This is a genomic window from Chelativorans salis (assembly GCF_025336525.1).
Lineage (GTDB): Bacteria > Pseudomonadota > Alphaproteobacteria > Rhizobiales > Rhizobiaceae > Chelativorans > Chelativorans salis.
In genome coordinates, this window is the sequence record NZ_JAOCZP010000001.1 from 810,555 (window position 1) to 836,759 (window position 26,205).

Annotated in this window: 20 protein-coding genes and 1 pseudogene; 11 read left to right on the forward strand and 10 right to left on the reverse strand. The window is 62.7% G+C overall.

The window, feature by feature from the left end; all coding sequences use genetic code 11:
- Positions 1-34: 34 nt before the first annotated feature.
- Positions 35-841, reverse strand: coding sequence for an Fpg/Nei family DNA glycosylase (locus N5A92_RS03870; RefSeq protein ID WP_260900534.1), 807 nt, complete (start codon positions 839-841; stop codon positions 35-37).
- A gap of 195 nt (positions 842-1,036) precedes the next feature.
- Between N5A92_RS03870 and katG the strand changes: the two genes are divergently transcribed.
- The gene (gene katG, locus N5A92_RS03875; protein ID WP_260900535.1) at positions 1,037-3,214 is read left to right on the forward strand and encodes a catalase/peroxidase HPI; all 2,178 of its coding nucleotides are present in this window, start codon (positions 1,037-1,039) and stop codon (positions 3,212-3,214) included.
- A gap of 131 nt (positions 3,215-3,345) precedes the next feature.
- Here the strand turns inward: katG and N5A92_RS03880 are convergent, their stop codons facing one another.
- Complete coding sequence (locus N5A92_RS03880; RefSeq protein WP_260900536.1) at positions 3,346-8,061, reverse strand: alpha/beta fold hydrolase; 4,716 nt, start codon at positions 8,059-8,061, stop codon at positions 3,346-3,348.
- Positions 8,062-8,435: 374 nt separating this feature from the next.
- On the opposite strand from N5A92_RS03880, the gene N5A92_RS03885 reads away from it, so the two are divergent.
- The 3 genes from N5A92_RS03885 to N5A92_RS03895 all read left to right on the forward strand — a co-directional run bounded on the left by N5A92_RS03885 (position 8,436) and on the right by N5A92_RS03895 (position 10,050).
- The gene (locus tag N5A92_RS03885) at positions 8,436-8,756 is read left to right on the forward strand and encodes a hypothetical protein (protein WP_260900537.1); all 321 of its coding nucleotides are present in this window, start codon (positions 8,436-8,438) and stop codon (positions 8,754-8,756) included.
- A 212-nt stretch (positions 8,757-8,968) separates the two neighbouring features.
- Complete coding sequence (locus N5A92_RS03890) at positions 8,969-9,196, forward strand: DUF1127 domain-containing protein (RefSeq protein ID WP_260900538.1); 228 nt, start codon at positions 8,969-8,971, stop codon at positions 9,194-9,196.
- Positions 9,197-9,450: 254 nt separating this feature from the next.
- Complete coding sequence (locus N5A92_RS03895) at positions 9,451-10,050, forward strand: alpha/beta fold hydrolase (protein ID WP_260900993.1); 600 nt, start codon at positions 9,451-9,453, stop codon at positions 10,048-10,050.
- Between the two features lie 15 nt (positions 10,051-10,065).
- On the opposite strand, the gene N5A92_RS03900 is transcribed toward N5A92_RS03895, so the two are convergent.
- The 4 genes and pseudogenes from N5A92_RS03900 to N5A92_RS03910 all read right to left on the reverse strand — a co-directional run bounded on the left by N5A92_RS03900 (position 10,066) and on the right by N5A92_RS03910 (position 13,254).
- The gene (locus N5A92_RS03900) at positions 10,066-11,547 is read right to left on the reverse strand and encodes a pyridoxal phosphate-dependent decarboxylase family protein (RefSeq protein ID WP_260900539.1); all 1,482 of its coding nucleotides are present in this window, start codon (positions 11,545-11,547) and stop codon (positions 10,066-10,068) included.
- A complete protein-coding gene (locus N5A92_RS27410; protein ID WP_425248537.1) occupies positions 11,501-11,806 on the reverse strand; it encodes a 2Fe-2S iron-sulfur cluster binding domain-containing protein in 306 nt (101 codons plus the stop codon). The genes N5A92_RS03900 and N5A92_RS27410 overlap by 47 nt, the downstream gene beginning before the upstream one ends.
- Positions 11,689-12,651, reverse strand: a pseudogene (locus N5A92_RS03905) (PLP-dependent cysteine synthase family protein); the annotation flags it as partial. The gene N5A92_RS27410 and the pseudogene N5A92_RS03905, both read right to left, overlap by 118 nt.
- 102 nt (positions 12,652-12,753) lie before the next feature.
- Positions 12,754-13,254: a cupin domain-containing protein gene (locus N5A92_RS03910; RefSeq protein WP_260900541.1), complete on the reverse strand. Its 501-nt coding sequence runs from the start codon at positions 13,252-13,254 to the stop codon at positions 12,754-12,756.
- 190 nt (positions 13,255-13,444) lie between these two features.
- Between N5A92_RS03910 and N5A92_RS03915 the strand changes: the two genes are divergently transcribed.
- Complete coding sequence (locus N5A92_RS03915) at positions 13,445-15,400, forward strand: BTAD domain-containing putative transcriptional regulator (RefSeq protein ID WP_260900995.1); 1,956 nt, start codon at positions 13,445-13,447, stop codon at positions 15,398-15,400.
- Between the two features lie 121 nt (positions 15,401-15,521).
- The gene (locus N5A92_RS03920) at positions 15,522-16,511 is read left to right on the forward strand and encodes a ribonuclease Z (protein ID WP_260900542.1); all 990 of its coding nucleotides are present in this window, start codon (positions 15,522-15,524) and stop codon (positions 16,509-16,511) included.
- Positions 16,512-16,597: 86 nt separating this feature from the next.
- Here the strand turns inward: N5A92_RS03920 and N5A92_RS03925 are convergent, their stop codons facing one another.
- Positions 16,598-16,798, reverse strand: a complete 201-nt coding sequence (locus tag N5A92_RS03925) for a DUF2905 domain-containing protein (protein WP_260900543.1) — start codon at positions 16,796-16,798, stop codon at positions 16,598-16,600.
- 55 nt (positions 16,799-16,853) lie between these two features.
- A complete protein-coding gene (locus N5A92_RS03930; protein WP_260900545.1) occupies positions 16,854-17,891 on the reverse strand; it encodes a GntR family transcriptional regulator in 1,038 nt (345 codons plus the stop codon).
- Between the two features lie 147 nt (positions 17,892-18,038).
- Here N5A92_RS03930 and N5A92_RS03935 point away from each other — a divergent pair, with 147 nt between their 5' ends.
- The 5 genes from N5A92_RS03935 to N5A92_RS03955 all read left to right on the forward strand — a co-directional run bounded on the left by N5A92_RS03935 (position 18,039) and on the right by N5A92_RS03955 (position 22,780).
- Positions 18,039-18,782, forward strand: a complete 744-nt coding sequence (locus N5A92_RS03935) for an SDR family oxidoreductase (protein ID WP_260900546.1) — start codon at positions 18,039-18,041, stop codon at positions 18,780-18,782.
- A complete protein-coding gene (locus N5A92_RS03940) occupies positions 18,782-19,873 on the forward strand; it encodes an Ldh family oxidoreductase (RefSeq protein WP_260900547.1) in 1,092 nt (363 codons plus the stop codon). Before N5A92_RS03935 ends, N5A92_RS03940 begins: the two co-directional genes overlap by 1 nt.
- A gap of 96 nt (positions 19,874-19,969) precedes the next feature.
- Positions 19,970-20,962: a C4-dicarboxylate TRAP transporter substrate-binding protein gene (locus tag N5A92_RS03945; RefSeq protein ID WP_260900548.1), complete on the forward strand. Its 993-nt coding sequence runs from the start codon at positions 19,970-19,972 to the stop codon at positions 20,960-20,962.
- Positions 20,963-20,995: 33 nt separating this feature from the next.
- Entirely contained in the window at positions 20,996-21,493 is a 498-nt protein-coding gene (locus tag N5A92_RS03950; protein WP_260900549.1) for a TRAP transporter small permease, read from the forward strand.
- Between the two features lie 6 nt (positions 21,494-21,499).
- Positions 21,500-22,780, forward strand: coding sequence for a TRAP transporter large permease (locus N5A92_RS03955; protein ID WP_260900551.1), 1,281 nt, complete (start codon positions 21,500-21,502; stop codon positions 22,778-22,780).
- A gap of 90 nt (positions 22,781-22,870) precedes the next feature.
- Here N5A92_RS03955 and N5A92_RS03960 read toward each other — a convergent pair whose 3' ends face one another.
- Together N5A92_RS03960 and N5A92_RS03965 are read right to left on the reverse strand one after the other, a co-directional pair.
- Positions 22,871-24,901 (reverse strand): CocE/NonD family hydrolase, encoded by a 2,031-nt coding sequence (locus N5A92_RS03960; RefSeq protein WP_260900552.1) that lies wholly within the window; start codon positions 24,899-24,901, stop codon positions 22,871-22,873.
- Positions 24,888-26,195, reverse strand: a complete 1,308-nt coding sequence (locus tag N5A92_RS03965) for an ATP-grasp domain-containing protein (RefSeq protein WP_260900553.1) — start codon at positions 26,193-26,195, stop codon at positions 24,888-24,890. Before N5A92_RS03965 ends, N5A92_RS03960 begins: the two co-directional genes overlap by 14 nt.
- Positions 26,196-26,205: the final 10 nt, after the last annotated feature.

Genomic DNA, 26,205 nt, shown 5'->3' on the forward strand with positions numbered 1-26,205 from the left:
CGTCAGCTGGATTGCCTTTCAGGCACTCCCGAGTTTACGGTTCGGCTTGGCAGTGCGGACAGATGTAAGCGGTGCGGCCAGAGACTTTGAGCGACCGCACCTGGCCGCTGCAGCGCGGGCAACGGGCGCCGTCTTTGCGGTGTGGCAGTAGATAGTCCTGGGGTATGCGCTTCTCCACGTCCTGCGTGCCGGCGCCATTATCGATCGCCACACGGAGCACTCGTCGCGTTGCCTCAAACAAAGACGACAGCTGCTCCCTTTTCAGATTCTGCACTTGTGCCTTGGGATGCAGGCGCGCATGGAACAGGATCTCGTTCGAGTAAATGTTCCCGATGCCCGCCAGCAGGCTTTGATCCATGAGGGCCGATTTGACCTGCCCCTTGCGGCGGCACAAGCGCTCCGCAAAGGCTCTTCGATCGAGGGACGGATCGAGCGCATCGGGGCCGAGTTTATGGGAGGCGATGAACACGTCGGGATCTTTGAGGAGACGAATGCGGCCCAGCATCCGTTGATCATCATATGCAAGGTGGTAGCCGTTGTTGAAGTCAAGCCGCAGCCGGTCGTGCTTGGGATCGTCTTTCAGGCGCTTGAAGTACTTTAGGCGGCCCGTCATGCCGAAATGCAGGCCAAGCCATCCCTTCCTGTCGAGCGCGACGAAGAGATGCTTGCCATGGCGGCGGGTGGTTTCCAAGCGCCGCCCGCGCAGCGCGCTGGCGGCTTCTTTGCCGGAGACGCCGCTGAGGACCTTGGTGCTGCCGACATTGGCTGCGCTAATGGACTTGTGAAGCGCCCTTCTGCGCAGATAGCGGCCATAGTTCTCTACATCCGGAAGCTCGGGCATCTGATGCTCCGTGTCTTGACCGACAAACGGATGCCAGCCGAGCCGGTTCCGCACGGCGCAATTCCATCTGGCGGATCGTCAACTGGATCATAAGGAAAACCTATCGAAGGAAACAGAAAACGCAATTGGCGATTATCATCTGGCTTCTTTACTCTAGAATAATTCTAGGCAGCGAGCGGCCGATTGGAGGAAAACATGGAAGTGAAGACTGACGAAAATGCGGGTAAGTGCCCATTCACCGGCGGCGCCCGCGGCCCCAGGAACCGTGACTGGTGGCCGGAGCAGTTGGACCTCGACGTCCTCCATCGGAATTCGGATCTGTCCGATCCGATGGGTGAGGGCTTCGACTACGCCGAGGAGTTCAAAAACCTGAACCTTGACGCCGTGATTGCGGACCTGCATGCCCTGATGAGGGGTTCGCAGGATTGGTGGCCGGCCGACTTCGGCCACTACGGCGGGCTGATGATCCGCATGGCTTGGCATAGCGCGGGCACCTACCGCATCACCGACGGTCGCGGCGGCGCCGGCGCTGGCCAGCAGCGGTTTGCCCCCCTCAACTCCTGGCCGGACAACGCGAACCTCGACAAGGCGCGCCGGCTGCTCTGGCCGATCAAGCAGAAATATGGCCGGAAGATCTCCTGGGCCGACCTAATGATCCTGGCCGGCAACGTCGCGCTGGAATCGATGGGCTTCAAGACTTTCGGCTTCGCCGGCGGACGCAAAGACGTGTGGGAGCCGGAAGAGCTCTACTGGGGACCCGAGGGTACGTGGCTGGGCGACGAACGCTACAGCGGTGAGCGCCAGCTCTCCGAGTCGCTGGCCGCCGTGCAGATGGGGCTGATCTACGTCAATCCGGAAGGGCCGAACGGCAAGCCCGACCCGGTCGCGGCCGCCCACGACATCCGCGAAACCTTCTACCGCATGGCCATGAACGACGAAGAGACCGTCGCGCTGATCGCCGGCGGCCACACCTTCGGCAAGACCCACGGTGCGGGCGATCCATCGATGGTCGGCCCGGATCCGGAGGGTGCGGCCATCGAGGATCAGGGCCTCGGCTGGAAAAGCGGGCATGGCACGGGCTTCGGGCCCGATACCATCACCGGCGGCCCGGAGGTCACTTGGTCGCAGACGCCGACCAAGTGGAGCAACCACTTCTTCGACAACCTGTTCAAATACGAGTGGGAGCTGACGAAGAGCCCGGCAGGCGCCTGGCAGTGGAAGGCGAAGGATGCCGAACCGTCGGTCCCGGACGCCCACGATCCGTCGAGGAAGCATGTGCCGACCATGCTGACCACGGACCTGTCGCTGCGGTTCGACCCGGAATACGAGAAGATCTCGCGGCGCTTCTACGAAAACCCGGATCAGTTCGCCGATGCCTTTGCCCGCGCATGGTTCAAACTGACGCACCGCGACATGGGTCCGAAGGTGCGTTACCTCGGCCCGCTCGTGCCGAAGGAGACGCTGATCTGGCAGGACCCGATTCCGGAGATCGACCATGAACTGGTGAGCCACGAGGACATCGCCGACCTGAAAGCAAAGATCCTCGCCTCAGGACTGTCCGTGTCGGAACTGGTTTCAACGGCATGGGCCTCAGCCTCGACCTTCCGCCGCTCCGACAAACGCGGCGGCGCCAATGGCGCGCGCATCCGGCTCGCGCCTCAGAAGGACTGGGAGGTCAACGATCCGGCTCAACTGGCAAGGGTGCTCGAGACGCTGGAGGGCGTACAGAAGGATTTCAATGGCGCACAGACCGGCGAGAAGAAGGTATCGCTCGCGGATCTGATTGTTCTCGGTGGTTCGGCAGCGGTCGAGAAGGCTGCGAAGGACGCCGGCATCGACGTGACGGTGTCCTTCACGCCGGGGCGGATGGACGCAAGCCAAGAGCAGACGGACATCGATTCCTTCCGTGCGCTCGAACCGCGGATCGACGGCTTCCGCAATTATCTCAGCGGCAAGCAGTTCATGCTGCCTGAGGAGGCGCTGGTCGACCGGGCGCAATTGCTGAGGCTGACGGGGCCGGAGATGACGGCTCTCCTCGGCGGTCTGCGTGTCCTCGGTGCGAATGCCGGCGGCGCCGAGCACGGTGTCTTCACCCGTGAGGTGGGGAAGCTGACGAACGACTTCTTCGTCAACCTGCTGACCATGGACACGCAGTGGCAGCCCGTCGCCGACGGCACATATGAGGGCCGCGACCGCAAGACGAACGAACTGAAATGGCGGGCCACGCGTGTCGATCTGATCTTCGGTTCGCACTCGCAGTTGCGTGCGTTTGCGGAGGTCTATGCTTGCGCGGACGGCCAAGAGAAGATCGTGAAGGATTTCGTGAAGGCCTGGACCAAGGTGATGAACGCGGACCGATTCGACCTCGCCTGAACTGAGCGGGACGCAGAATAGGACATTCTCCCACGCGACTGGCACGGGCGCGGCGCGATCCGCGCCCGCCTCCCAACGGCACGATTGCCGAGATCATCGGCACGAGGGTAAGGAACTTTCTCTATTGTGAACTATGCCGGACTATACCGCCACGCTGTGGAGGTATGATCCCCGGCAATGTCGCCTGACGCCCACCGACCGTCTATCTCGACATGAGAATCGCGTAGCTGCATGTCGCCGTAGAGCTTTTCGGCCTTAGCAAGAGTTTCCTCGGCCGTGCCGAGTTTGGCCCGACGCTGTGCGAGACCAAGGGTACGGAGCGATCGTGCAAGCTCGGGCTGCAACGCGTGCTGCTTCGCAAGCGCACAAGCTTCTTCCAGCCATGCCAAACTGGACCGCGAAGGCTTGAGTTCCGCGAACCCGCGCAGCACCATGATCTCGCTCCATGGATCCCTACGCTGCCGGGCAAACTCGAGCACATGCCCGAGATTTGCCGCAGCTTCCGGTTCGCCCAGCCGCGCACGCACGCAGGCCAGCACCGCCCTGGCGTGGCATTCGAACTGCGGCAGGTCCATCCGTTCGGCTTCGGTGATCGCCTTCTCGAGCGTGGTGTGTGCGGACTCCAACTCACCGATCATGAACTCCGCGTGGCCTAGGATCGTGAGCAGCCAGCGCTGCACCAGGAGCGGGCTGCAAGGGTCGGATTCTGAAGCGCTTTCACGCAGGCTCGCCATGAGTGTAGCGTCGGGGCCGCGCAAAACCCCGACAACACCGGCGAAGTAGACGGCGGCGCAACTATCGACAGGCCGTTCCACCTCGCTGACCACTCGCCGGAGCTCCGCAAGCGTTCGATCCGCTTGCTCAAAAAGTCCGAGGCGCGCTTCTGCCTGCGCGCGGTGCCCGAGATACCAGACCGAGCGTAGGCCGATCTGACCAAAACGCTCATGGCGCCATCTTCTGATGAAGCATTCCTCGTGTGGGACGAGCCGTTGAAGCACTTGCCGCGCCTCGCTGCGTAGAACAAGTGCCTGCGAAGCGGCCAGATCGGCTTCGCAGATGCAGCGCTCTACTCCAGCCTTAAGCGCTTGGCGCTTCAGCGTTTCGGCTGGTTCGAGCGCCGCCTCGTATCGGCCGTGGGAGCTGTTCAGATAGCTCAGATGCAGGAGGACGTCTGAAACGCGCTGCGAATCCCCCAGTTCCATCGCCAGTTCTCGTGCTTCCAGCAAAGGCAGAAGCGCCTCCTGATAGGCTCCGAGGGCGCCGTAGGCGGGCCGCATCCGCACGCGCAGGTCGATCGCTTGGGCAAGTGTCTCCTGCGTTCGCGGCAGTGCGGCCACCGCTGTTCGCGCTTTTTCGAGAAACTGCGCGGCTGCGGCGTAGGCGGAGCGTTCCTCCGCTCTGCCCGCGGCAAGCAGAAGATAGCGCGTGGCAGCTTCCCACTGCTCGGCCCGTAGCGCATGCTCTGCCACCTGCTCGATGTAGTGGTTGAGCGAGCCGGCATAGAGGTTTTCCATGGCCACCAGCACGCTTTGGTGCAGCTTTCTGCGATCCTCCGTCAGCAACGAATCATAAGCGACATTCAGTGTCAGTGCGTGCTTGAACGTGTATTCCACATGTGGAAAGCTTTGCACCTCGAAGAGGAACTCGAGATCCTGCAGCTTGACCAGAGCCGAATCCAGCTCGGTTTCCGGCGACAAGAGCCGCAACAGAGGATACGGCACATTCCGTCCAATCACGGCCGCAATCTGCAGGACTTGCCGCTCAACCTCTCCGAGCTGCTGAATGCGCGCGGCAATCACCGACTGGACCGTTGACGGGACGACCACATCCCTTACGGCGCTCCTCGCCTGGAAATGCCCCGGCGGACCGGTGAGAGCGCCGCTGGCAACCAGCGCCCGCACCATCTCTTCCAGGAAAAGCGGCGTTCCCTCCGCGCGTTCGGCAAGGAGGGCGCGCAACTCCCGCAGGCTGGGATCGGAACCCAGCAGTTCGCTGAGTAGCTGCTCCATCTCTTCGCGAACGAACCGCTCCAGCCGGATCTGCTGGAAATAGCCGCGACGGCTCCAGTTGTGCCGATAATGGGGCCGGTAGGTGGCGATCAGCATGATACGGTTGGCGCCGATCGTGTCGACGAGCCGGTTCAGGACAGCCTCGCTCTCATTGTCTATCCAGTGGAGGTCTTCCACCAGCAGGGCCACCGGTGATTGCCTGCTCATCGCAACCAGGAACGCGCTCATTGCCTCGCAGACCCGCGCAGTCCGCTCCCGTGCATCGATCTGCTGCCAAACCCCGTCTTCGAGAGGCAGATCGGCCAGGAAGGAAAGCGGCGGGATGTGATGGGAATCAAGCCTGAGTTCCGCATGCTTGCGCAGGAACCGATCGCGCGCTTCCGATAATGTGTCCTCGCTGCGGATGCCGCAGGCCGAAAGCAGCAGTTTTTTGGCGACGCCGAGGGAGACAGTCGAATCGAACTCGAGCCCACCGCTCTCCAGAACGGCAAAGCCCGCCACTTCATCGATAGCCAGGAATTCATGCGCGAGGCGGGATTTACCGAGGCCGGGGTCGGCGACGATGCCGACCACCTGTCCGTACCCCTCACGAACGCGGCGCCACACCGCAATCAGGCTCTTGAGCTCGGCGTCGCGCGCAACGAGCCCTGTCAGTCCGCGGTTGGCCCTGAGATGCCAGCGGGAGAGGGCATGGTTTTCGCTGATGAGTTCGTACGTGCGCTCGTCCCTTCCAAGCTGCGGGTGCTCCGAATGCCGCATGCGCTGCATCTGGACATAGCCGCCGGCCGCCGCGCGCGCTCGGGCGGTCGCCGCGACAATTTCCCTGTGCAGCGCCCGCATTAGCCGGTTGGCAGCTCGCGGGGCCGCCCCGTTCAATTCCACCCGGCTGCCTTCGGCGCCCCGGTGCTGCCGAACGATAACCTCTCCACTGTCGATCCCCGCCCTCAGGCGCGCACGGCCCTGCGACAACTCCTCCACGGAAAGCTTCGCCGCAAGGGCGGCGCGGCAAGCGAGGAAGGCATGGTCTTCCGTCGCTCGCGCCAGCCCAAAAGCCGCCGTGACGGAGCCCTCTATACTTGCCGTCACAACGCCGCCATGGTCCTCGATCACTTGGACCAGCCGGTCGTAGACGGGCTGAAGCTCGCCGACCACCGTTTCCGGATCGGCCGTCTCGAAGATGTACTGAGGGCTGACAACTTCCGCTGCCAGTATGGTGACGTGCTGGCGGGACCGATCGACACCCAGCCGGGCCTGCGGCATCGCCAGCTTCTGTGTTTCTTCGGGATCAGCCAGGAAGCGGCGGGTCTCCTCTAGGAAGACGGCGAAGGCAGGCTCCTGCGCGAGCAAGACATGATTCGCGCTGTCCAGGGCAAGGAAGCGCGCGCCGGGGATCTTGGCCGCCATCGCTTTCCCGTGCTCGAAAGGAATGACGACATCGCGGTTCGCATGCATGACAAGCGCCGGCGCGCGGATCCGCGGCAGCAGGTCGCTTACGTCAATGTCGGCAGTCTCCTGGAACATCCGGTATGCCGCTTCGGGAGAAACCGTGACGCGCTGCAGCTCGTTGTACCAGTCCTTCTGCTCCGTCGTGGCCTCGGGAATGAACATGGACGTAAACATTTGGCGAAAGACGGGATCGTCCTGTCCCCATCCCTCGCGGATCAGCGCACCCATTGCTTCGCGACGCGCAATCTCGCGCGGGTCGCCGCGTTTGCGCCATCCCTGCATATAGCCGCCATAGAGTACCATTCCGGCCACCCGCTCGGGATGGCGCGCGGTATATGCGACGGATAGAGCACAGCCCTGGGAGATGCCGAGCAGGAAGAAACGGCGTAGCCCGGCGGCATCTATGATGCTTTCGAGGTCGGCGATCATCGCCTCGAACGATAGATCGGCTGGATCACGATCCGACAGCCCGTTTCCACGCTGATCATAGCGCACGAAGCGGAAATGCGCCGAGAAACCCTCCATCCAATGCTTCCACACCGGGCTGTCCCAGTCGCGTTCCAGGTGCGACATCCAATGTGAAGCCCTCACCAAAGGCGGGCCTTCACCGCTCAACGCATAGGCAAGCTGAACTCCATCGGGCGTCGCACATCTGCGGATTTCCTGCGCCAGTGGCGCCCGTACCAGCGTTCCCTGCCGCTTTGGCTCCTCTACCTTTGCCGCGTCGCCCCGAACCGATTCTGCATCAATCTCCCCCCGCCGGCTCTGGACCACCGCCAGATGCCGAGCCGCTTCGCCTAGCCTGCGAATCTCGTCGCGAAGGCCATCGTCTTCGGATTGAAGCGCCTGCAGATCATGCGCATGCGGCAGTGCCCGCACCGGCTCCTCGGCGAGGCGATCGATGAGCACGCGCAAGATGCGAAGCCGGGTCACGTCGAGTTCGTCGCCGATCGCCGTCCTCCAGGCTTCGAACTCCGGGCAGCGCGGCAGTGACAGGTTGTCGAGGAACCGCCCACGAAAAGCGCCAGCCAACGTCTCCAGTACATTGGTGTCGAGCGCCTCGATGTCACCGCTCGCAAATCCTCTGAGCGGCGCGATGTCGAGCAGGAATCCGTCCTTGTTCAAGTGCACGACATTGCGGTCGGCTTCTAGAATGCCACTGTCGCCGGTGTCCACAATGTGCCTGATCTTCGACAAGCTCCAGCGTAGTGCACCGCGCGGATCGTCCGGGATCTCCCAGAACATCTCGCACAGCCGTTCGCGCCGCTGCGGCCGGTCTGTCAGCGCCAGATAGGCAAGAAGTGCGCGCGTTTTCTTGGACGGCGGCAGCGGGCAAGCTTCGTCGTTGCGAAGGACGGTCAGGTCTCCGAGGACGCGAATTTCAAGCGACACGGCAACCCCCAATCAGTCTTCAAATGTACCAATTTGAACCGACTGCCGGAAGTCATCATTTCTTCCCAACAGGAACAGTTTTGGAAGTGAGCGGCAAACAGTTCTAGCCCGGTTCAGCACTTCCGGAAGCTAGTACTTTAGCAGCCCGCCCCCTCGAAATTGATGACTGACTTGAGCGACCAAAAGAGGTTGGTGGCCGCCATTTTTGGTAGCTTTTGCGCGTGTTGGGACTGGCGGCGGCGCCCGCCGCCTTGCGAGAGAAACACCCTAACAGCAGATTCAACGCACGATTACACGCTTCCATCCACGTTGGTTCCTACGCCCGGCCCCTATCAGTGAAATCCTCACTGAACCAACCAACATCAGAGGCTACCATGTACAAGACCATCATTCTTTCCTCCATCTTTGCAGTGCTTAGCGTCGGTAATGCGGCTGCCTTCGACGCCGCTTGGGGCTTCGGGCCGAGCGACGAAAATGATCAGCCGATCCCACGCTTCCAGGTCGGGGAGTCCGTTGACCGGTCCGCCGTAACCTCCGGAGTCACAAACACCCGCGAGTCCTACGGCTATGCCACCGGTGCGGCAATGAATCTGTCGGAGGGAACCGGGCGCACGGTTAAGTTCTCCGCCGCCCAGGGCTTCGGCCCCAGCGACGAGGACGATCTGCCTGCTCCGCGCTTCCAGATCGCCCGCTGACCGGCGGCAGCGGATTCCGGAAGCAAGCAGCCCCGGCACCTCCGGGGCTGCTGAGGGCGCAGCTGTAAAGTCGGTTTCGATCGCGACACGGTCATACGCCCAGCTACCACCCATCATCTAATGGCGCACCGCACGCAACCGCTCCGCGTCCGCTGACGCGGAGCGTCGTGATGAATTGCCTTTGGGAGCGCCGGAGAACCTCGGAGACATGCATGTACAAAGCAACCGTATTGAGGCCCCCTGTGGCCTTCTCCCGTGGTGTGAGCTTCCTCGCATCCAGCTTCCGCCATATACGGCGTCAATTGCGCCTGCGCAGGACCATCCGGGATCTGGAATCGTTACCGGACCATATCCTGCACGACATCGGCCTTACGCAGTCGGAAATCGCGTCGGTATTGCGGCTCGGGCCAGACGACACGACCCGGCGCCAGCGCGGCTGATGCGAGGGATGAGCGATGAACGTCCTTCAGTTTTCCGCCTACTATCAAGCGGTCATCTCAGACCGGCGCGTGCTTGCGCTCCACTGCTCCGGCAGCGTGGGTGGACAATGGCAGGCGCTGCGCCAACGCTTGGGAGCCGGCTTCACCTTCAGCGCTCCCGATATGATTGGCACGAGAAGCGTCGGTCATTGGGCGGCGGGTGCGCCTTTCGCCCTCTTGCATGAGGCTGCATCGCTTATCGGCATGAGGGGCCTATCCACCTGGTGGGCCATTCCTATGGAGGCGGCGTGGCGCTGCATCCCGCCACAAGGCGCCCCGAGCGGATTGCCAGCCTGACGCTCTACGAGCCCTCGGCCTTCCATCTCTTGAACGAGATCGGGGTCGAGGGACGCGAAGCCTATGCCGAGATTATGGATGTGGCCGGTAGGATTCGCAAAGCGCTCGATGACGCCGTGCCCGAAGCCGGTGCCCGATGTTTCATCGACTATTGGAACGGGCTTGGAAGCTGGCGCGCCATGAAGGCGGCGATCCGCGCCGAAATCCTTGCCTACCTGCCAAAAGCGCCACTCGAATTTGCGGCGCTGGCCGAGGAAAATATACTGAGCACCGTCTATGCAGACTTCCCATTCCCCGTAATGATCATGCGCGGAGGCCGATCGCCTCGCTCCGTACAGCTCATAGCCGACTACCTCGCCCGTCGCATTCCCGCGGCCGTCCGGATCGACTTGCCGGAGGCCGGCCATATGGGGCCGATCACCCATGCGGAGATGGTGGCGGAGCGCTTTGCCCCACACATCGAGAACGCCTGCGTCTTTTTCAATGGCCATTCTCAGGCTGCCGGACATCTGGCATAGGGTAGGCGGTCGAGATCACGCGACCGCGATGCCGGAGATGTGGCGGCCGAGGCGGACACACTCGCGGACGAGGAGCCTGAGATCACCGCCTCGGGTGCGATGGTTGTTGATGGCGACCCTCAGGCAATGTTCACCGCGCACCGTCGTGTCAGAGAGCGCTGCCGTACCCTGTTCCTGCAGGCGCAACATGATCTCCAGATTGAGCGCCTTCAGCTCGCCGCTACCCATCCCCTCGGAGCGAAAGCGAAAGCACACGATGTTGATGTTGGTCGGCGCGACGAGCTCTAGGAGAGGCTCGTTCTCAATCAAATCACTGAGAAAGGCGGCTTGGGCGATGTTCTGGTCGATCAGTCGGCCGAACGTCTCCACCCCGTGCTCTTTGAGCGCCATCCATACCTTCAGCGCCCGGAAGCCGCGCGTAGTCTGCAGGCCAAATTCGTGCAGCCAGAGGCCTGAGGCCAGGCCGCGCGGCGTCGATTCCAGGAACTCGGGCGTGACTGCAAAGGCGCCCCTATGCGCGGAGGCGTCTCGCAGCAATACGCAGCCGACCTCGAAAGGCGCGTGCAGCCATTTGTGGGGATCAAGTGCGACGGAATCTGCGAGTTCAATGCCGGCAACGCGATGCGCATTCTTCGGCGCGATAGCGATAAGTGCACCAATGCAGCCGTCGACATGGAACCAGAGATTCTCCTCCGCCACCAGCCGTGCCAGCGCTGGAAGATCGTCGATGGCGCCCGTGTTTACCGTCCCGGCCGTCGCGATCACGCACGCCGGCCGAAATCCGGCAGCGCGATCCTCGGCGATCGCCGCACGGAGCGCCGGAATCTCGATCCGTAGGTCGCGGTCCGTCGGGATGCGCCGCAAGGCCCGATTTCCCAGCCCGAGTGCCTCCATGGCCTTGCGATGGCAGCTGTGTATCTGGTCCGAGCCATAGAAGCGCAGCGGCTTGTCGATGGCGGCGACACCGGCTTCCCGCACGTCGACGCCAGCCTTGACGTTCCGTGCCACCGTCAGCCCTATGAGGTTGGCTATAGAGCCGCCGCTGACAAGAGTGCCGCTGGCCGAAGCCGGCAAGCCCATCATCTGCTTGCACCAGTTCACCACCTGGCCGTCCAGGAGAGCCGCGGCATGGTTGCCGCCGCCCAGATTGGACCCCTGTATAGCCGCCAGGAAATCCGCCAGCGCCCCGGTGAAGTTGCCTGAACCCATGTACCAGGACCAGAAGCGCGGATGGATGTTGCCCATTGGATAGGGCATCACCTTCTCCGCAACCTCACCGTAGACTTCAGCCAGCGGCGCAGGCGATCTGGGGAGGGGAGCCTCGAAGAAGTTCCTCACTTCCTGAGGCATCTCCTGCCATACGGGACGTCTCCCGACATCGCGCAGATAAGCGATGGAATCGTCGATGATGCGATGTGAGAGTGCCTGGATATTGCTCCAATCGCTCGGATCAAGCGATTCCTCCGCCACCTTCGGGGCGTTCTCTACGTCGTTCACCGCAGCCTCCTCTCGCCGTCAGGCGGCGAATTGAAAGCCCGGCGTGGAGCGGGATAGAGCAAGTTCCTCTTCGTCCATTTCCGCTTCGATCGTCTCGAAGAGGGGCGTGGTCAGATAGCGCTCCCCGGTGTCCGGCAATATGCACAAAATGACAGAGCCCGCAGGAGCCTGCTCTGCAATCTGCCTTGCCGCGGCAAAGGTGGAACCGCCGGAGATACCGGTGAAGATACCTTCCTTCTGGGCCAGCGCCTTGGCCCACTTGATGCCCTCGGCGCCTGCGATCGGTATCACTTCATCATAAAAGCGCGAGTCGATCGCCTCCTGGAGCACGTAGGGGATGAAATCCGGGGTCCATCCCTGGATCGGGTGCGGTTCGAAGGCAGGATGGCTGACAGCTGGTGCGCCGTCCGGCCCCCGCTCCTGGGCATGGCCGCTGCCGATGAGCTGAGCGTTGGCCGGTTCGCTAAGTACGATCTTTGTTTCAGGCCGCTCCCGGCGCAGCACGCGTCCGACGCCGGCGACGGTGCCGCCCGTGCCGTAGCCGGTCACGAACCAGTCGAGCCGGGACCCGGCAAAGTCGTTGATGATCTCGCGCGCCGTGGTCGCCTCGTGGATGTCGGCATTCGCCTCCGTCTCGAACTGGCGGGCGAGGAACCAGCCATTGGCCTCCGCCAGTTCAACGGCCTTCCTGTACATGCCGAAGCCCTTTTCGGCGCGCGGCGTCAACACGACCTTGGCCCCCAGCATGCGCATGAGCTTGCGGCGCTCGACGGAGAAGCTATCGGCCATGGTGACGACGAGCGGGTAGCCCTTCTGCGCGCAGACCATGGCAAGGCCTATGCCGGTATTGCCGCTGGTTGCCTCGACGACAGTCTGCCCCGGCTTCAAAGCGCCGGTGCGCTCGGCCTCCTCAATGATGTTGAGTGCCAGCCGGTCCTTCACGGACGAGGCCGGATTGAAGAATTCAGCCTTCACATAGATGGTCGCATGGTCCACGCCGAGTTTATTGATCCGGATCGTGGGCGTGTCGCCTACGGTATCGAGAATGCTGTCGAAGAGGCGGCCGCGGCCGGCCGTCGTTCGTGTTGTTGCTTGAAGTGACACGAGCTACTCCTTGTCGGTTGAGAAACCCATTGCGCTGGTGAACCGGGCATCGCCATGAGGTCGCCAGTGATGGCGGCCTCATGTAAGCTTTGCATAATAGACCTAGTTCGTGCGGGGGTCGTCCTCGGGGTTCACATATTCCACCCCGAACGGGCCGATGCTATTGAGCTGGACAACCGTCTCACGATCCGTCCAAGCGAAATGCGCCATGCCGACGGGGATGCGAACGAAACTGCCCGGTTCGAGCAGCGATGCCGATTCCTGGTCAAACTCCTTTCCGGTCCCCATGCCGAAGGCGCCGGAAATCACCGTCACATGCTCCTCTTTCGGATGCATGTGCGGCGGTATCTTGTAGTTTGCCGGGAACTTCAGCCGCAGCACGAACTGGCCTTCTTCCGCGGGATTACCGTGCAGCACCGCAAATTCGGCGCCTGCCGGCAAGGTGGGTGGGCCGGATTTCCACTCCACCTGGTCTGCAGATACCGTCATGTGGTGCCCTTCGTCGGCCGATGATGGCAGTGCCGACAGGGTGAGAGCCGCGCCCAGTGTCGCAGCGCCGCAAAGCGCCGGCAGACAGACGCGGTATGCGTAACGCGGATTCATCTCCATTCCTCCTGATCCTGTCTTCTGTTCGCCCCACGGGGCGCAAAGGCGGCGGGCCGGCACCTGGTCCAATCGGGATGCTGCCCGTCGAATTTCATGATAGAGTGCTGGTGAAGAGCCCGCCGTGGGAGGAGACGTGGAAACGCGCGTGGAATCCGCCGAGTTGGGCGCGGGCGGCCTTCGAATCCGGATGCTCGGCCCGCTGAGGGTCGACCGGGCCGACGCCGCGTTGGACCTTCCGGCATCGCGGAAGGTGCGCGCGCTCCTTGCCTACCTGGCGCTTGCCTCGCGCAAGGTCAGCCGTACCCGACTCTGTGAGCTTTTCTGGGACGTCCCGAACGACCCGCGGGGTGAGCTGCGCTGGTGTCTAAGTAAGCTGCGACACGTCCTCGACGAGCCTGAGCGGCACCGGGTCTTGACGTCGAACGACATGGTCTCCCTCGATCTCCGCGATTGCTTCGTGGACGTCATCGAGATCGCGGCCGCAGCCAGCCTGGGCATAGAGAAGCTTGATGAAGAAGGGCTGCGCACTCTTTCCGATCTTTTTTCCGGCGACTTCATGGAGGGGCTGGAGATCGACCGGAGCCCACAATTCGACACCTGGCTCGCCACGCAAAGGCGCCGCTTCAGGGCCTGCCATATGGCGGTGCTTGAACACCTGATCGAACGTCTCCCGGTCGGCAGCGAGGAGATCTTCCCACTCCTGGACACGTGGATCGAGCTTGCCCCGTTTGACGCGCGCGCTCATCTAACGCTGCTGCGCGCGCTGTCCGAACGCGGCAAGCTCGGCGATTGCGAGGAGCACCTTACCGCCACGGCAAAGCTCTACGAGGCGGAAGAACTGGATTTCGGACCGATCCGGGAGGCATGGCGAACCCTTCGCGACCGGCGAGTGGGTGCTTCATGCTCCATCGAAGCTGCCCCTGCGGGCCCCGTATCCACGCTGGTGATCGGTGCGTCTCCGCGCGCCTCGCTCGCCGTGATGCCCTTCATTGACCAGGCGAAAGAGGATGACGTTCGCGGCGGACCGGCCGAAGGCCTCACCCAGGACATCATCACGCGCCTGGCCAAGCTCAGAAGCCTGTTCGTGATCGCACGAGGCTCCGTCTTTGCCCTGGCGGAACGGAATATCGGTCCGGAGGAAGCCGCCCGGATGCTCAATGTCGACTACTTCGCCAGCGGAACCGTGCGGCGGCAGTCGGGCCGGCTGATCGTCACCGTCGAGCTGGTCGAGGCGCGTACGGTCAGGATCGTCTGGGCGGAGACCTTCGACTATAAGGCGGATGATGCTTTCCTCATCCTCGACGAGGTCGGCAACAGGATTGTTTCCTCGATCGCCAACGAGATCGAAGTGGCCGAAAGGAACCGCGCCATCCTGAAGCCGCCCAGTTCGCTAAATGCGTGGGAGGCTTATCACCGCGGCCTCTGGCATATGTACCGCTTCACCAAAACGGACAATGAGCAGGCTGCGCACTTCTTTGAAACAGCCGTGCGGCTGGATCCGACCTTTGCCCGCGCCCATGCCGGCGTCTCCTTCACCCATTGGCAAAATGCATTTCAGCACTGGGCGGATCGTCAGCGCGAGACCGACCTTGCCTTCGAAGCCGCCGGCCGTAGCCTGATTGTCGATGAACACGACCCGGCTGCGCATTGGGCGATGGGGCGGGCACTTTGGCTATGTGGCCGGCAAGACGAGTCGCTCGGCGAGTTGGAGCAGGCCGTCGATCTCAGCCCGAATTTCGCGCTCGGGCACTACGCGCTCTCCTTTGTCCAGTCACAGTCGGGCGATGCGCGCGCGGCCATTGGAGCATCCGACCACTCGCGCAGCCTGAGTCCGTTCGATCCATTGCTGTTCGGTATGCTCGGCGCGCGCGCTATGGCCCATGTACGTCTGGGCGAATTCGAACAGGCGGCCGAGTGGGCCTTGAGAGCGGCAGCACGCCCGAACGCCCATGTTATCATCCGGGCGATCGCCGCACACTGCCTCGCATTGGCCGGACGGGTGGAAGAGGGGCAGGCCTACGCACAGGCCATCCATGAGACGCTTCCGACCTATGGCATTGAAGATTTCCTGTCCACCTTCAGGTTCTCACCAGATGCCGAAGCCCTCTTCCGGAGAGGGGCCAAGCGGGTCGGCTTGGGATAGCTCTCTCTCCGACCTGAAATGCCGAAGCGCTCGTCCCAGACCAAGCTCCAGCTGTGGGCGGGGAACCGCACCAGCGGCTGGCGGTTTCCCAACCTGAGATGTTCTGGCTTCGCCTTGTTCGATGACGCTTCTGATCCAGCCACGGCTCGTGAATGAGCCTTACTCCGATCCGGGCCTGCTGCTCGACTTCAAGTTCGGCGCTCGGGCGATCCTGTTCGACCTCGGCAACCTGTCGGCGCTCGCGCCACGAGAGATCCTGCGAACGACGCACATCTTCGTGTCGCATATGCATGTAGACCACTTTATCGGCTTCGACCACCTCCTTCGGCTCTGTCTCTATCGGGACAAGCGGCTGAACATCATCGGCCCTCCGGGCATCGGGGACGCGGTAGGGGCCAAGCTGCGGGGCTACACATGGAACCTTCTCGACGAACAAGCACGCGATTTCTCGATCGTCGCTTCCGACTGGACGGATGACGGATTTGTTGCCTCGAGCATCTACCGGGCACGCGATGCGTTCGTCCGGCAACCGCAGGCCCCCGAGCGCGCAAACCTGCCCCTCGACGAGGCGGAGTTTTGCATCGAGGCAGCGACGCTCGACCATGGCATTCCGAGCCTGGCCTTTGCATTCCAGGAGAAGGTGCGGATCAATGTCCATAAGGCGCGACTTGACGAGCTTGGACTCCCCGTCGGCCCATGGCTCAGCGAGGCAAAGCACGCTGCAAGGGCCGACGCCGAAGCGGAGACCGAATTCATGCCCGCCAGCGGCAGAAGCATCTCGCTACGCGAACTGCTGGATGCCGGCGCCCTCAGACATGCAAGAGGCCAGCGGATCGTCTACGCTACGGACCTTGCTCATCATGCCGAAAACATCACCCGTCTTCACCGCCTCGCGCAGGGTGCGGATCAGCTGTTTATCGAGGGCGGTTTCCTGGAAGAGGACCGGCAGCTTGCTGCAAGCAAGAAACATCTGACCGCCCGGCAGGCGGGCGAGATCGCGCGGGTGGCCAACGTCCGCGAAGCCCATCAAATGCATCTGTCTCCCCGCTATCTCGGGCGCAAAGCCGAACTGCGCGAGGAATTCGAGCGAGGCTTCAGATCCACCGAATAGCGCCCCCGCAATATGACTATGGGTGGCTCAGGTGTTCGAACCAGCGAGACGCACCATGAAAGGCTGACATGCAGGCGATGGCCGGTCTACCGATTGAGCAACCAGAAGATAAGGCTGAGAAGCACGCTGATGAGGAGCGATGTCATGAGCGGGATATAAAGCCGAAAACCGTCCCGCTCGATGATAATGTCGCCGGGCAAGCGCCCGAGGCCCAGTTTCTGTAACCATGGCCAGAGAAGACCGGCGACAAGAAGCACAATGCCAAGGGTAATCAGCAGACGGTTCATCGCATCCTTCTCAAGATCATCTCGTTGGCCTCCCGACACAGAGGAACCAAAAGCATCACTTCTCTTGCAACCGCTCCAGATAGGGCAGGCTTTCGGCTTGGAACTCGCGCCTGATGACATCCACACGCGCCAGCGCCCGTCCGGCTGATACCTTCAAGTGATGCTCCAGCGCGCTGGCGGCCTTATCCACATCACCGCTCTCCAGATGCCGCAGGACTTCCAAATGTTCCGGCAGGAAGGGTTCGGTGTTGAAGAGGCGTGGCGTCCAGCGATAGAGGAAGCGGTGTGCGATCAGGAGCGATTGGGGGAGCGTGATCGCCTGCATCAGGGTGCGGTTGCCGCAATATTGAAGCAAAGCGACGTGCATTTCCTCCTCCAGCCGGTCGAGGGTCGGTCCCTCGATGGCGTCGGCGTGGGCGATGGCTTCCTCCAGGTGCTTTCTCATGTCGAGCAGGAAGTCGCGCGGTAGACTTGGTGCGGCCTTAGTAAGCGCGACGGGCTCCAGAATGCTTCTGAGTTCGTAGAGCTCGCCCACATGCTCCGGCGTGAGCGCGGGCGCATACCAGCGCGAGCGTTCGTCCTTGCGGATGACGCCGCGCTGCTGCAAGCGGCCCACCACGTCGCGCGCCACGGTGCGGCTGACATGGTAGCACCGCGCCAGCTCCGCCTCGTTGACGCGCCAGCTTGCAAACGAGATGCGGCCGATGATCTCGTCCTCCACCTCCGCATAGATGCGCTCCCAGCTCGAGCGTGAGGTGAGGCGGATGTCCTCCCTCGGAGTTGCGACACCGCTTGAGCCGGCCCCCTTCGCAGGCGCGCGCACCGCATAGCCGCGGCCCGTCGTCTTGACGAGAAGACCGCTTCTCTCAAGCTCGGCCAGCGCGCGCCGGGCGGGCGCGCGGCTGATGCCGAACTGATCGGCAACCGCCGTTTCGATGAGCCGCGCTCCAGGCGCCAGTACGCCGTCCTCGATCTGGGCGGCCAGAATGTCGAAGGCGCGCTGATAGAGCCGGGGAGCAGGACCGGCCCCCTCCCGACCGGCCCGCGGCTGTTCGCTCTCACCTCGGCGGCTTCGGGCGGGCGATATGCTCATCTGCTCTCCTTCTTGCCTTTTCCCTCACGGCCACATTGCCTGCCTCGGCGGAAACGACTTGTCCAGCGCCCATGTTTCGTATAGTGTACACATTAGACGTTTTGCGCGACAGTGCAAAATCATCCTCTAGGGAGGAGACAGCAAGCGATGGTGGGTCGGCTTGCCGGCAAACACGCATTCGTGACCGGTGCGGGTCAGGGCATCGGGCATGCCATCGCGCTCGCTTTCGCCGAAGAAGATGCGGAGGTGGTTGCGGCCAGCCGGACGGCCGAGAAGATGCAGGACTTGCCCGAGCGTTCGTCTTTGATCACGCCGGTGGGCCTTGATGTTACGGATGGTCCGGCGGTCGCCCGTGCCATTGCGGATGCGGGACGCATCGATATCCTCGTCAACTGCGCCGGCTGGGTGCACAACGGCACGCTGCTCGACTGTTCCGAGGAGGACTGGTCGAGAAGCTTCGACCAGAACGTAACCTCCTGCTTTCACACCATCCGTGCCGCCCTCCCGGGCATGATCGAGCGCGGCTCGGGCTCGATCATCAACGTCGCCTCCGTCGCCTCGTCGATCACCGGGGTGCCGAACCGCGCCGCCTATGGCGCCAGCAAGGCGGCGGTGATCGGGCTCACCAAGGCAGTGGCGCGTGACGTGATCCGCACCGGCGTGCGCGTCAATGCGCTGTGTCCGGGAACGACACACTCGCCCTCGCTGGAGGCCCGGATCGCTGCAACGGACGATCCCGAGGCGACCCGCCGCACCTTTACCGAGCGGCAGCCCATGGGCCGGCTCGGCACGGTGGAGGAGATGGCGGCAGCGGCGCTTTATCTCGCCGGTGACGAGTCCGCCTTCACGACGGGCGCCGTCATGGTCGTCGACGGAGGACAGACGCTGTGATGGCGCACACGGGAACAAAGACGGATGGCACGCAATCCCGCGTGACGGCAGATGCGCTGGAACGTTTCTGCCGCGATGTGTTCGCGGCCGCCGGTGCCGACACGCCGACGGCGGATGCCGCCACCTGCGCCATGATGCACGGCTCCCGCCTCGGTATAGACAGCCACGGCGTGCGCTTGCTCGAACACTACGTGAAGGCGCTTACCCATGGGCGAGTGAACCCTAAGCCGAAGCTCAACCTGACCCAGAAAGGCGATGCCGCAGCCACGCTGGACGCCGACGACGCCCATGGTGCGCTCGCCGCCTATACTGCGATGGAGGAGGCTGTGAAGCTGGCGCAGAGTGCGGGACTGGGGGCCGTCGCCATCCGCGACAGCTCTCATTTCGGTCCGGCCGGCGCTTATGCCCATGCCGCGGCGGAGGCCGGCGTGATTGGAATCGCTATGTGCAATTCCGACAGTTTCGTAAGGCTGCATGAGGGTGCGCAACGCTTTCATGGCACCAACCCCATCGCCTGCGCGGTGCCCGTACCCGGTGAGCGTCCTTGGCTGCTCGACATGGCGACCAGCGCCATCCCTTTCAACCGCATCCAGCTTTACAAGAGCCTTGGCCAGAAGCTGCCTCCTGGCACAGCATCACGCACCGACGGCGGGGACACGGATAACCCCGCCGAAGCCGAAATGCTCGCCCCGCTGGGTGGCAAATTCGGCTTCAAGGGCGCAGGGCTCGCGGGCCTTGTCGAGATATTCAGTGCGGTTCTTACCGGCACGCGGCTCTCCTTCGAGATCGCGCCGATGTTCGGATCAGATTTTTCCACGCCGCGCGGCCTAGGCGCCTTCGTCCTGGCGCTGAAGCCCGGCGCCTTCGTGGACGAGAAGGCATTTGCCGACGGTATGACGCGCTATCTGGCTGCACTGCGCGGCTCGACGGCGCGCGCCGGCGGCACAGTCCTAGCTCCCGGTGATCGCGAATGGGCAGAGGCGGACCGGCGGGCGGTCGAGGGCATCCCTCTCGACCCCGCCACGCTCGAAGCCTTTCGGCGTCTTGCCGATCGGTTCGGAATTGAGATGCCGCGAGGGGCCGATGCATGAGCCACCGGCGCCGGGATACGCCGACGGGCTATGCATCCGGCATCGGAAACATTTGCCGGTGGAGGGAGTGACGTACCCGCGTAAGGAGGAGAAGACATGAGCAAACTGATGAAACGGCTTTCAGTCGCCAGCGCCGCAGTAGCCCTTGCCGCGGGCCTCCACGGCGCAGTGCAAGCGCAGGAGACCTACACATTGCGCTTCAACCACGTGCTAGGGCCCAACGAGCCCTTCCACCAAGGCTTCCTCGACTGGGCCGAGCGCGTGGAGCAGCGCACCGATGGCGGGCTCACCATCGAAGTCTTCCACAGTGCCCAACTCGGCGTGGAGGAGGACATTATCGAGCAGATCCGCCAGGGTGCCAATATCGGCCAGAACACGGACGCCGCCCGCCTTGGCAACTATGTGCCCGGTATCGCGGTGGTGAACGGTCCCTATTTCGTGGAGTCGCTGGAAGAGGCCTATCAACTGGCTGATTCTCCCACCATGCAGGAATGGCAACAGGAGCTGGCGGACGAGCACGGGCTGAAGGTGGTGTGCTTCGACTGGGTCCAGGGTTTCCGCAACTTCTTCACCAACAAGCCGATCCGCACGCCGGAGGATCTGGCCGGCCAGCGCATCCGCACGCCGCCCGCACCCATCTGGCAGGAATCGATCCGCGCGTTGGGTGCGGAGCCCGTGGCACTCAATTTCACCGACATCTATCCGGGCCTGCAGCAGCAGGCGGTCGACGGGGCGGAGCTGGTCTACCCCAACATCACCGCCGCCAATCTCTACGAGGTCCTGAGCCACGGCAGCGAGACCAAGCACATCCTGCTCGTCAATTTCCAAGTGGTCAGTTCCCAATGGTTCAACGGCCTGCCGGAGGATTACCAGACCGCACTGGTGGAGGAGTGCCGCACCGCTGGCCAGGAGACCTCCGCTACCATCGAAGAGGCCGTCGCTGAAGCCAAGGCGGAGGTGATGGAGCAGGGCATGACCGTTGTCGAGGACGTGGACCTGGAAGCCTTCCGCGAGGCCGGCGAGAAAGCCTATGAGGAGCTCGGTCTCGTCGAGGCGAAGAACAAGGTGCAGGAGGAAATCGGGAAGTAGCGCGAAAGGGAACGGCTCCGGCGAGGAACGCTGATGGGCACGATCTATGCTCTCCTGAAAAGACTCGAGGCGGTCCTTGCCGGGACCTTTCTGCTTCTCATGGTGGTCCTGATCTTCACGGGTGGGGTGGCGCGCATGCTGGGCCACCCGCTCAACTGGACCATCGATCTTTCCACTGCCTCCTTCGCCTGGGGCGCCTTCCTGTGCGCCGATGTTGCCTGGCGCAACAACGCCCTTATGTCGATCGACGTCCTGACGGCGCGACTGCCGGCAAGGGCGGCGCGAGCGCTCACCTACGCGAACTACCTGATCATCGCGGGCTTCCTCGTCTACGTTATTTATGCTGGCACGTGGCTTTCCTGGACCAGCCGGGCACGCGCCTTCCAGGGCATTCCGAGCGTCAGCTATTCATGGGTGACTGCCAGCATCGTGGTGGGTGGGCTGCTTCTGCTTCTCACTACGCTCATCAAGGTACACGCCGCGCTCAAGGAAGACGGCCTCTTCCGCTCCTCTTCCACGGTTGCGCGGTAAAGGCTCATGCTGATCGTTGCTATCGCCTTTATCGTGCTTCTTCTGATGGGCATGCCCGTTGCCTTCGCCATCGCCATTTCGGGCACACTGTTCTTCATCCAGCACCCGGAGCTGCCGTTTACGATTCCCGTCCAGGTGACGGTCTCGCAGACGCAGAACTTCGCCCTGCTTGCTGTGCCTCTCTTCATCATGGCCGGCAATTTGATGAACCGTTCGGGCATCACCGAACGCCTGCTGGAGCTCGCTTCCGTGCTGACAGGCAGGCTCACCGGTGGCTTGGCACAGGTCTCGATCGCCCTTTCGGCACTGATGGGTGGCGTCTCCGGTTCGGCCATAGCAGACGCGGCCATGCAGTCGCGGATCCTCGGTGACGAGATGGTGAAGCGGGGTTTCCCGCTTGGCTTCGCGGCGTCCGTGCTCTCCTACGGCGCCGTGCTAACGCCGATCATCCCGCCCGGTATCGGCATGATCCTCTACGGCACGATCGGCCAGGTCTCGATCGGCCGCCTCTTCGCCGCAGGTTTCGTGCCGGCCTTCCTCTTGTGGCTTAGCCTCTCCGTCGCCGTCTGGCTGACCGCCAAGCGGCGCGGCTATATGCCCGAGAGAGAGCAATGGCCGACCGGACGGGAGGCGATCCGCGCCTTTACCGGCGGCATCTGGGCTATACTGTTTCCCGTCTTCCTGCTGCTCGGCCTGCGCATGGGTGTCTTCACCCCCTCCGAGATTGGTGCCTTCGCGGTGGTCTATGCCATCTTCATCGGCGTGCTGATCTACCGCAAGATGAAGGTTCGAGGCTTCCTGGAGGCGATGGAAGGCAGCTTAGGTGACGTCGGCTCGGTGATGTTCCTGATCGCCCTATCGGCGATCTTCAGCTATGGCATTGTGCTCGATCGCGTGCCCGAGGTGGTCTCGGGCTGGATCCTCGGCGTCACCGGCAATCTGCAAGGTGCCATGATCCTAGTCGCGCTCTTCGTGCTCGTCATCGGCTTCTTCATCGACGCCACCGTGCTCATCATCATGCTGACGCCGATCTTCCTGCCGCTCATACGCCAGCTCGGAGGCGATCCCGTGCATTTCGGCATCGTCTTCATCCTGGCTGCCACCATCGGCAATTTCACGCCGCCGGTCGGAGCGGCCATGTATGCAGTGTGCTCGATCATGAAATGCCCCATCGGGGCCTATACACGCGAGTCCGTACCGCTGTTCGCAGCGGTCGCGCTGGTGACGCTGTTTTTGATTTTCGTGCCTGGCGCGGTGCTCCTCTTGCCCAACCTGATCTTCGGGTGAGCGGGCGACAAATTCGCCGCATGGTGCTGATAGCCCGAGAAGCTGTTCCTTACCGTCCACGACAAAGCGATCAAGCTGAGGGCCGTTGTATCAGACCAAGTTCCGCGGCACGGTCTTCTGCCAGGTACGGCAGAAAACCCTGCGCTCGTTCTCATATGCGTCTATGTCTCCTTCCACATAGAACGCACCGCCCGAACAAGTGAGGCGCGTACGCGTCTTCGTGCGGATCCGCCAGTCGTCGCCGCGTGCGAGAGTACGCTCCCACATGGTCTCCCCCGCGACCGAACCGAAGTCGTTGCTACAGGCGCTATAACGCTCGACGGCCTTGGCGCCGACCTCCAGCCCCGCAGCCTCCTGCAGGTAGGTTCCACGATCGTCGATGACCTCAAGCACCGATTCGTCACTCGCCAGATTGCGCCGTACCAGCCACTCGTGCTCCTCGGGCAGGATCAGGCGCCGGCGGCTCGGACGCGCGCCCTGAGGCTCGCCGAGTTCTCTCAGTTCGGAGTCTTCCGCGCGCGGCTCGCGCACCGGGACATGAAGCATGCTATCGCGATAGTGCACGGTCATCATCACCGGTTCCGGCGGCGGCCACGCCAGCGGCCAGTATGAGGTCGACAGCGACAGGCGCAGCTTATGTCCTGCTGGCAATTGCTGCGCGATGTGGTTGAGACGTACCGTCACCCGAGCCGTCTCGCCGGGTTGCATCGGCGAAGGATGCTCCCGGCTGTCGCGGTGCGTAAGGTTGAACAAGCCGTAGGTGAAGCGCGTCGCGGAGCCGTCGGGCCAGACATCGGAGAGACGCGCCGCGATCATGGCAATCGGCCGGTCGACGCTCACCGTCAGGTCGATGACTGCCTGACCCAGAATTTCGATGGTCTCTGTCAGGGGCTCGGTCTCGAAGATGAGGGCGCCGCCATCCTCCTGGCGCTGATCGTGCGCCAAATCAGGCCCAGAAGCATAGGAGCACCATTTTCCAGCGAACAATCCCACGGAAAGGGGTGATTGCAGCGTTTCTACCGGGGGAACGGGGTCGGTCGCTTCCGCGTGGTCGGCAAGCGACCGTTGACGCAGGACAAAGGAACGGTCGCGGATCCTCGCCGATGGCCAAGTGTCCTCGCCGACCCAGCGCCCCGGCCGAGCCTCATATTGCGTTGTGGGTCGCTCGCTGTTCTGCATCCATGCTCGCAGCATCGGCTCGTCCATGACGCCGTTCGCCTCACTCTTAAGCCAATGATCCCACCAGCGCTTGATCTCGGTGAGAAAATCGATGGCCGGTCCGGGCCTGCCGAAATGTGGATAGGTGTGAGCCCAGGGCCCGACGAGCCCCTTTCTCGGCGTTTGCAGGCTCTCGAGCATGCGGAAAACGGCATTGGTGTATCCATCGGCCCAGCCGCTGACCAGCAGGACCGGGCAATCCACGGCCGCGTAGTCCTCACGGATCGAGCCGTGGCGCCAATAGGCATCGCGGCGCTGGTGGGACAGCCATGTCGGCAACCAGAAACCGCCGGCCTCCAGGCGTTCGAACCACATATCCCGCCACTTGTCGCCGACGAGGAGCGGGTCGGGCGGCATACTGTTGTAGGCGAACATAACCGAGGCCCAGGAAAGATTATCGCCCAGAAGGCAGCCGCCCATGTGGTGCACGTCGTCGGAATAGCGGTCGTCGGTGGAGGAGGCGCTGACGACAGCCTTCAGCGCCGGCGGCCCGAGCGCGGCGATCTGAAGCGCGTTGAAGCCACCCCAGGAAATCCCCATCATGCCGACGGCGCCGTTGCACCAGGGCTGGCGGGCAATCCACTCAATCACGCTGAGGCCGTCTTCGAGCTCCAGGGGGAGATATTCGTCCGCCAGCACGCCCTCCGATTCGCCGCTTCCGCGCAGGTCGACGCGGACGCAGGCATAGCCATGGCCGGACAGAAAGCCGTGCGTGATTTCGTCGCGATGGGCCGTGCCGAAACGCTTGCGATAGGGTATGTATTCGAGAATGGTGGGAACGGGCACCCTGCGCGCCTCCGTCGGCAGCCAGATGCGCGCCGACAGACGCACGCCGTCCGCCATGGGTATCTCCACATGGTCATCGATCTCGACGGAGTAAGGAAATTTGTCAACGTACTTCATCGGATTGCGGTGCCGTCAGTCCTATCTCGAAAGGCAGAAGTTCCATGATGTCCGCATGTTTGGCCATCAGTTCCTTATCGCTTCGTCCACCGACAAATATGTCAGCGATCTCGAAGCTGTAGCTGTCCTGAAAGGCCAGATGTGACAAACGCTGACCCTCCTTGACCAGGATCTGGATTAGGGCTTCCGGGTAGCGCGACTGCATGTGGTGAATTTCCGGCGCGGAAGGGATCCTGATGATCTCTCCGTCCTGAAACAGCCTCACCATGAACTTCGCCGCCTTGGGCCATCTGCCCTTGCGCTGGGGAAAGACTGGTTCGCGCCCGAGCGCCAGATCGAGGATGACCTTTTGGTGACTGGCGCCATCGACGTCCTGGAATAGTGGGCAATGGGATTTCGAGATGCGCGTATTCACCTCCAGAAGGCTGATACGGTCGCTCGGTTCGTCCCAGAAGAACTCCGCATTGAAGGGTGCGTTGTCGTAGCCGACGTGGTTCAGGACCCGCGCAATCACGTTTTCCATCCGCTCGAGAACCTGGCGCGGCAATCGGGACGGGTATTCATAGCGCGAGAAGGAGGATCGCGACTGCCCTTCCCGCAGCGAATCGACGTGACCGTAGACGGTAACGTCGCCGTTGAAGACATAACCTTCCAGCGTCACCTGCGCATCGGCCGAGATGATCTCCTCTGCTATACAGAAACAGCCGCCGACCTCGGCCACCGCAGCGGGCCGCCCGACGATGTCGAGGAATTCGTCGAAGGGATTTCCGAAGGTTCCGATGTGCTGGCGCATGGCTGCGATCGCAGTTTGCAGTTCGTCGGCATCGTCGATACGGAACCCGAGATAAGAAGAATGAGAGACGACAGGCTTGAGCCAGAAGGGAAAGTCCAGGTCGATGCTCTCGCTGGGATTTTCGGCGAAGGGATCGACGGCGCAGACATTCGGCGTGACATCGGGCACGCAGGCGTTCATCTCCCGGCGCGCCCAGTATTTATGCTCCAACATGGCGACCGTTTCCAGCCTCGGTGCAGGCAAGCCCTGCCTCTGGCAAAGCACTGGTGCCAGACACGCCCCTGGGAAATCCCAGTAATTCAGGATGGCGTCGGCTCGCTCGCCATCCCGCAGCCTCCTTTCCGCCAACTCCAACGTCTCGTTGAAGCTGAAGCCTGGCTCGACCTCGACTGACTCGTGTGGATTGAGCAATTCGCGAAAATGCATTTCGTCGGCTTGCGGCACGGCCTCCAGCAGCGCCAGGTTGAAGGGTTCCAGGCCGGCAACGTATACGGTTGGCATATCTTCCGCT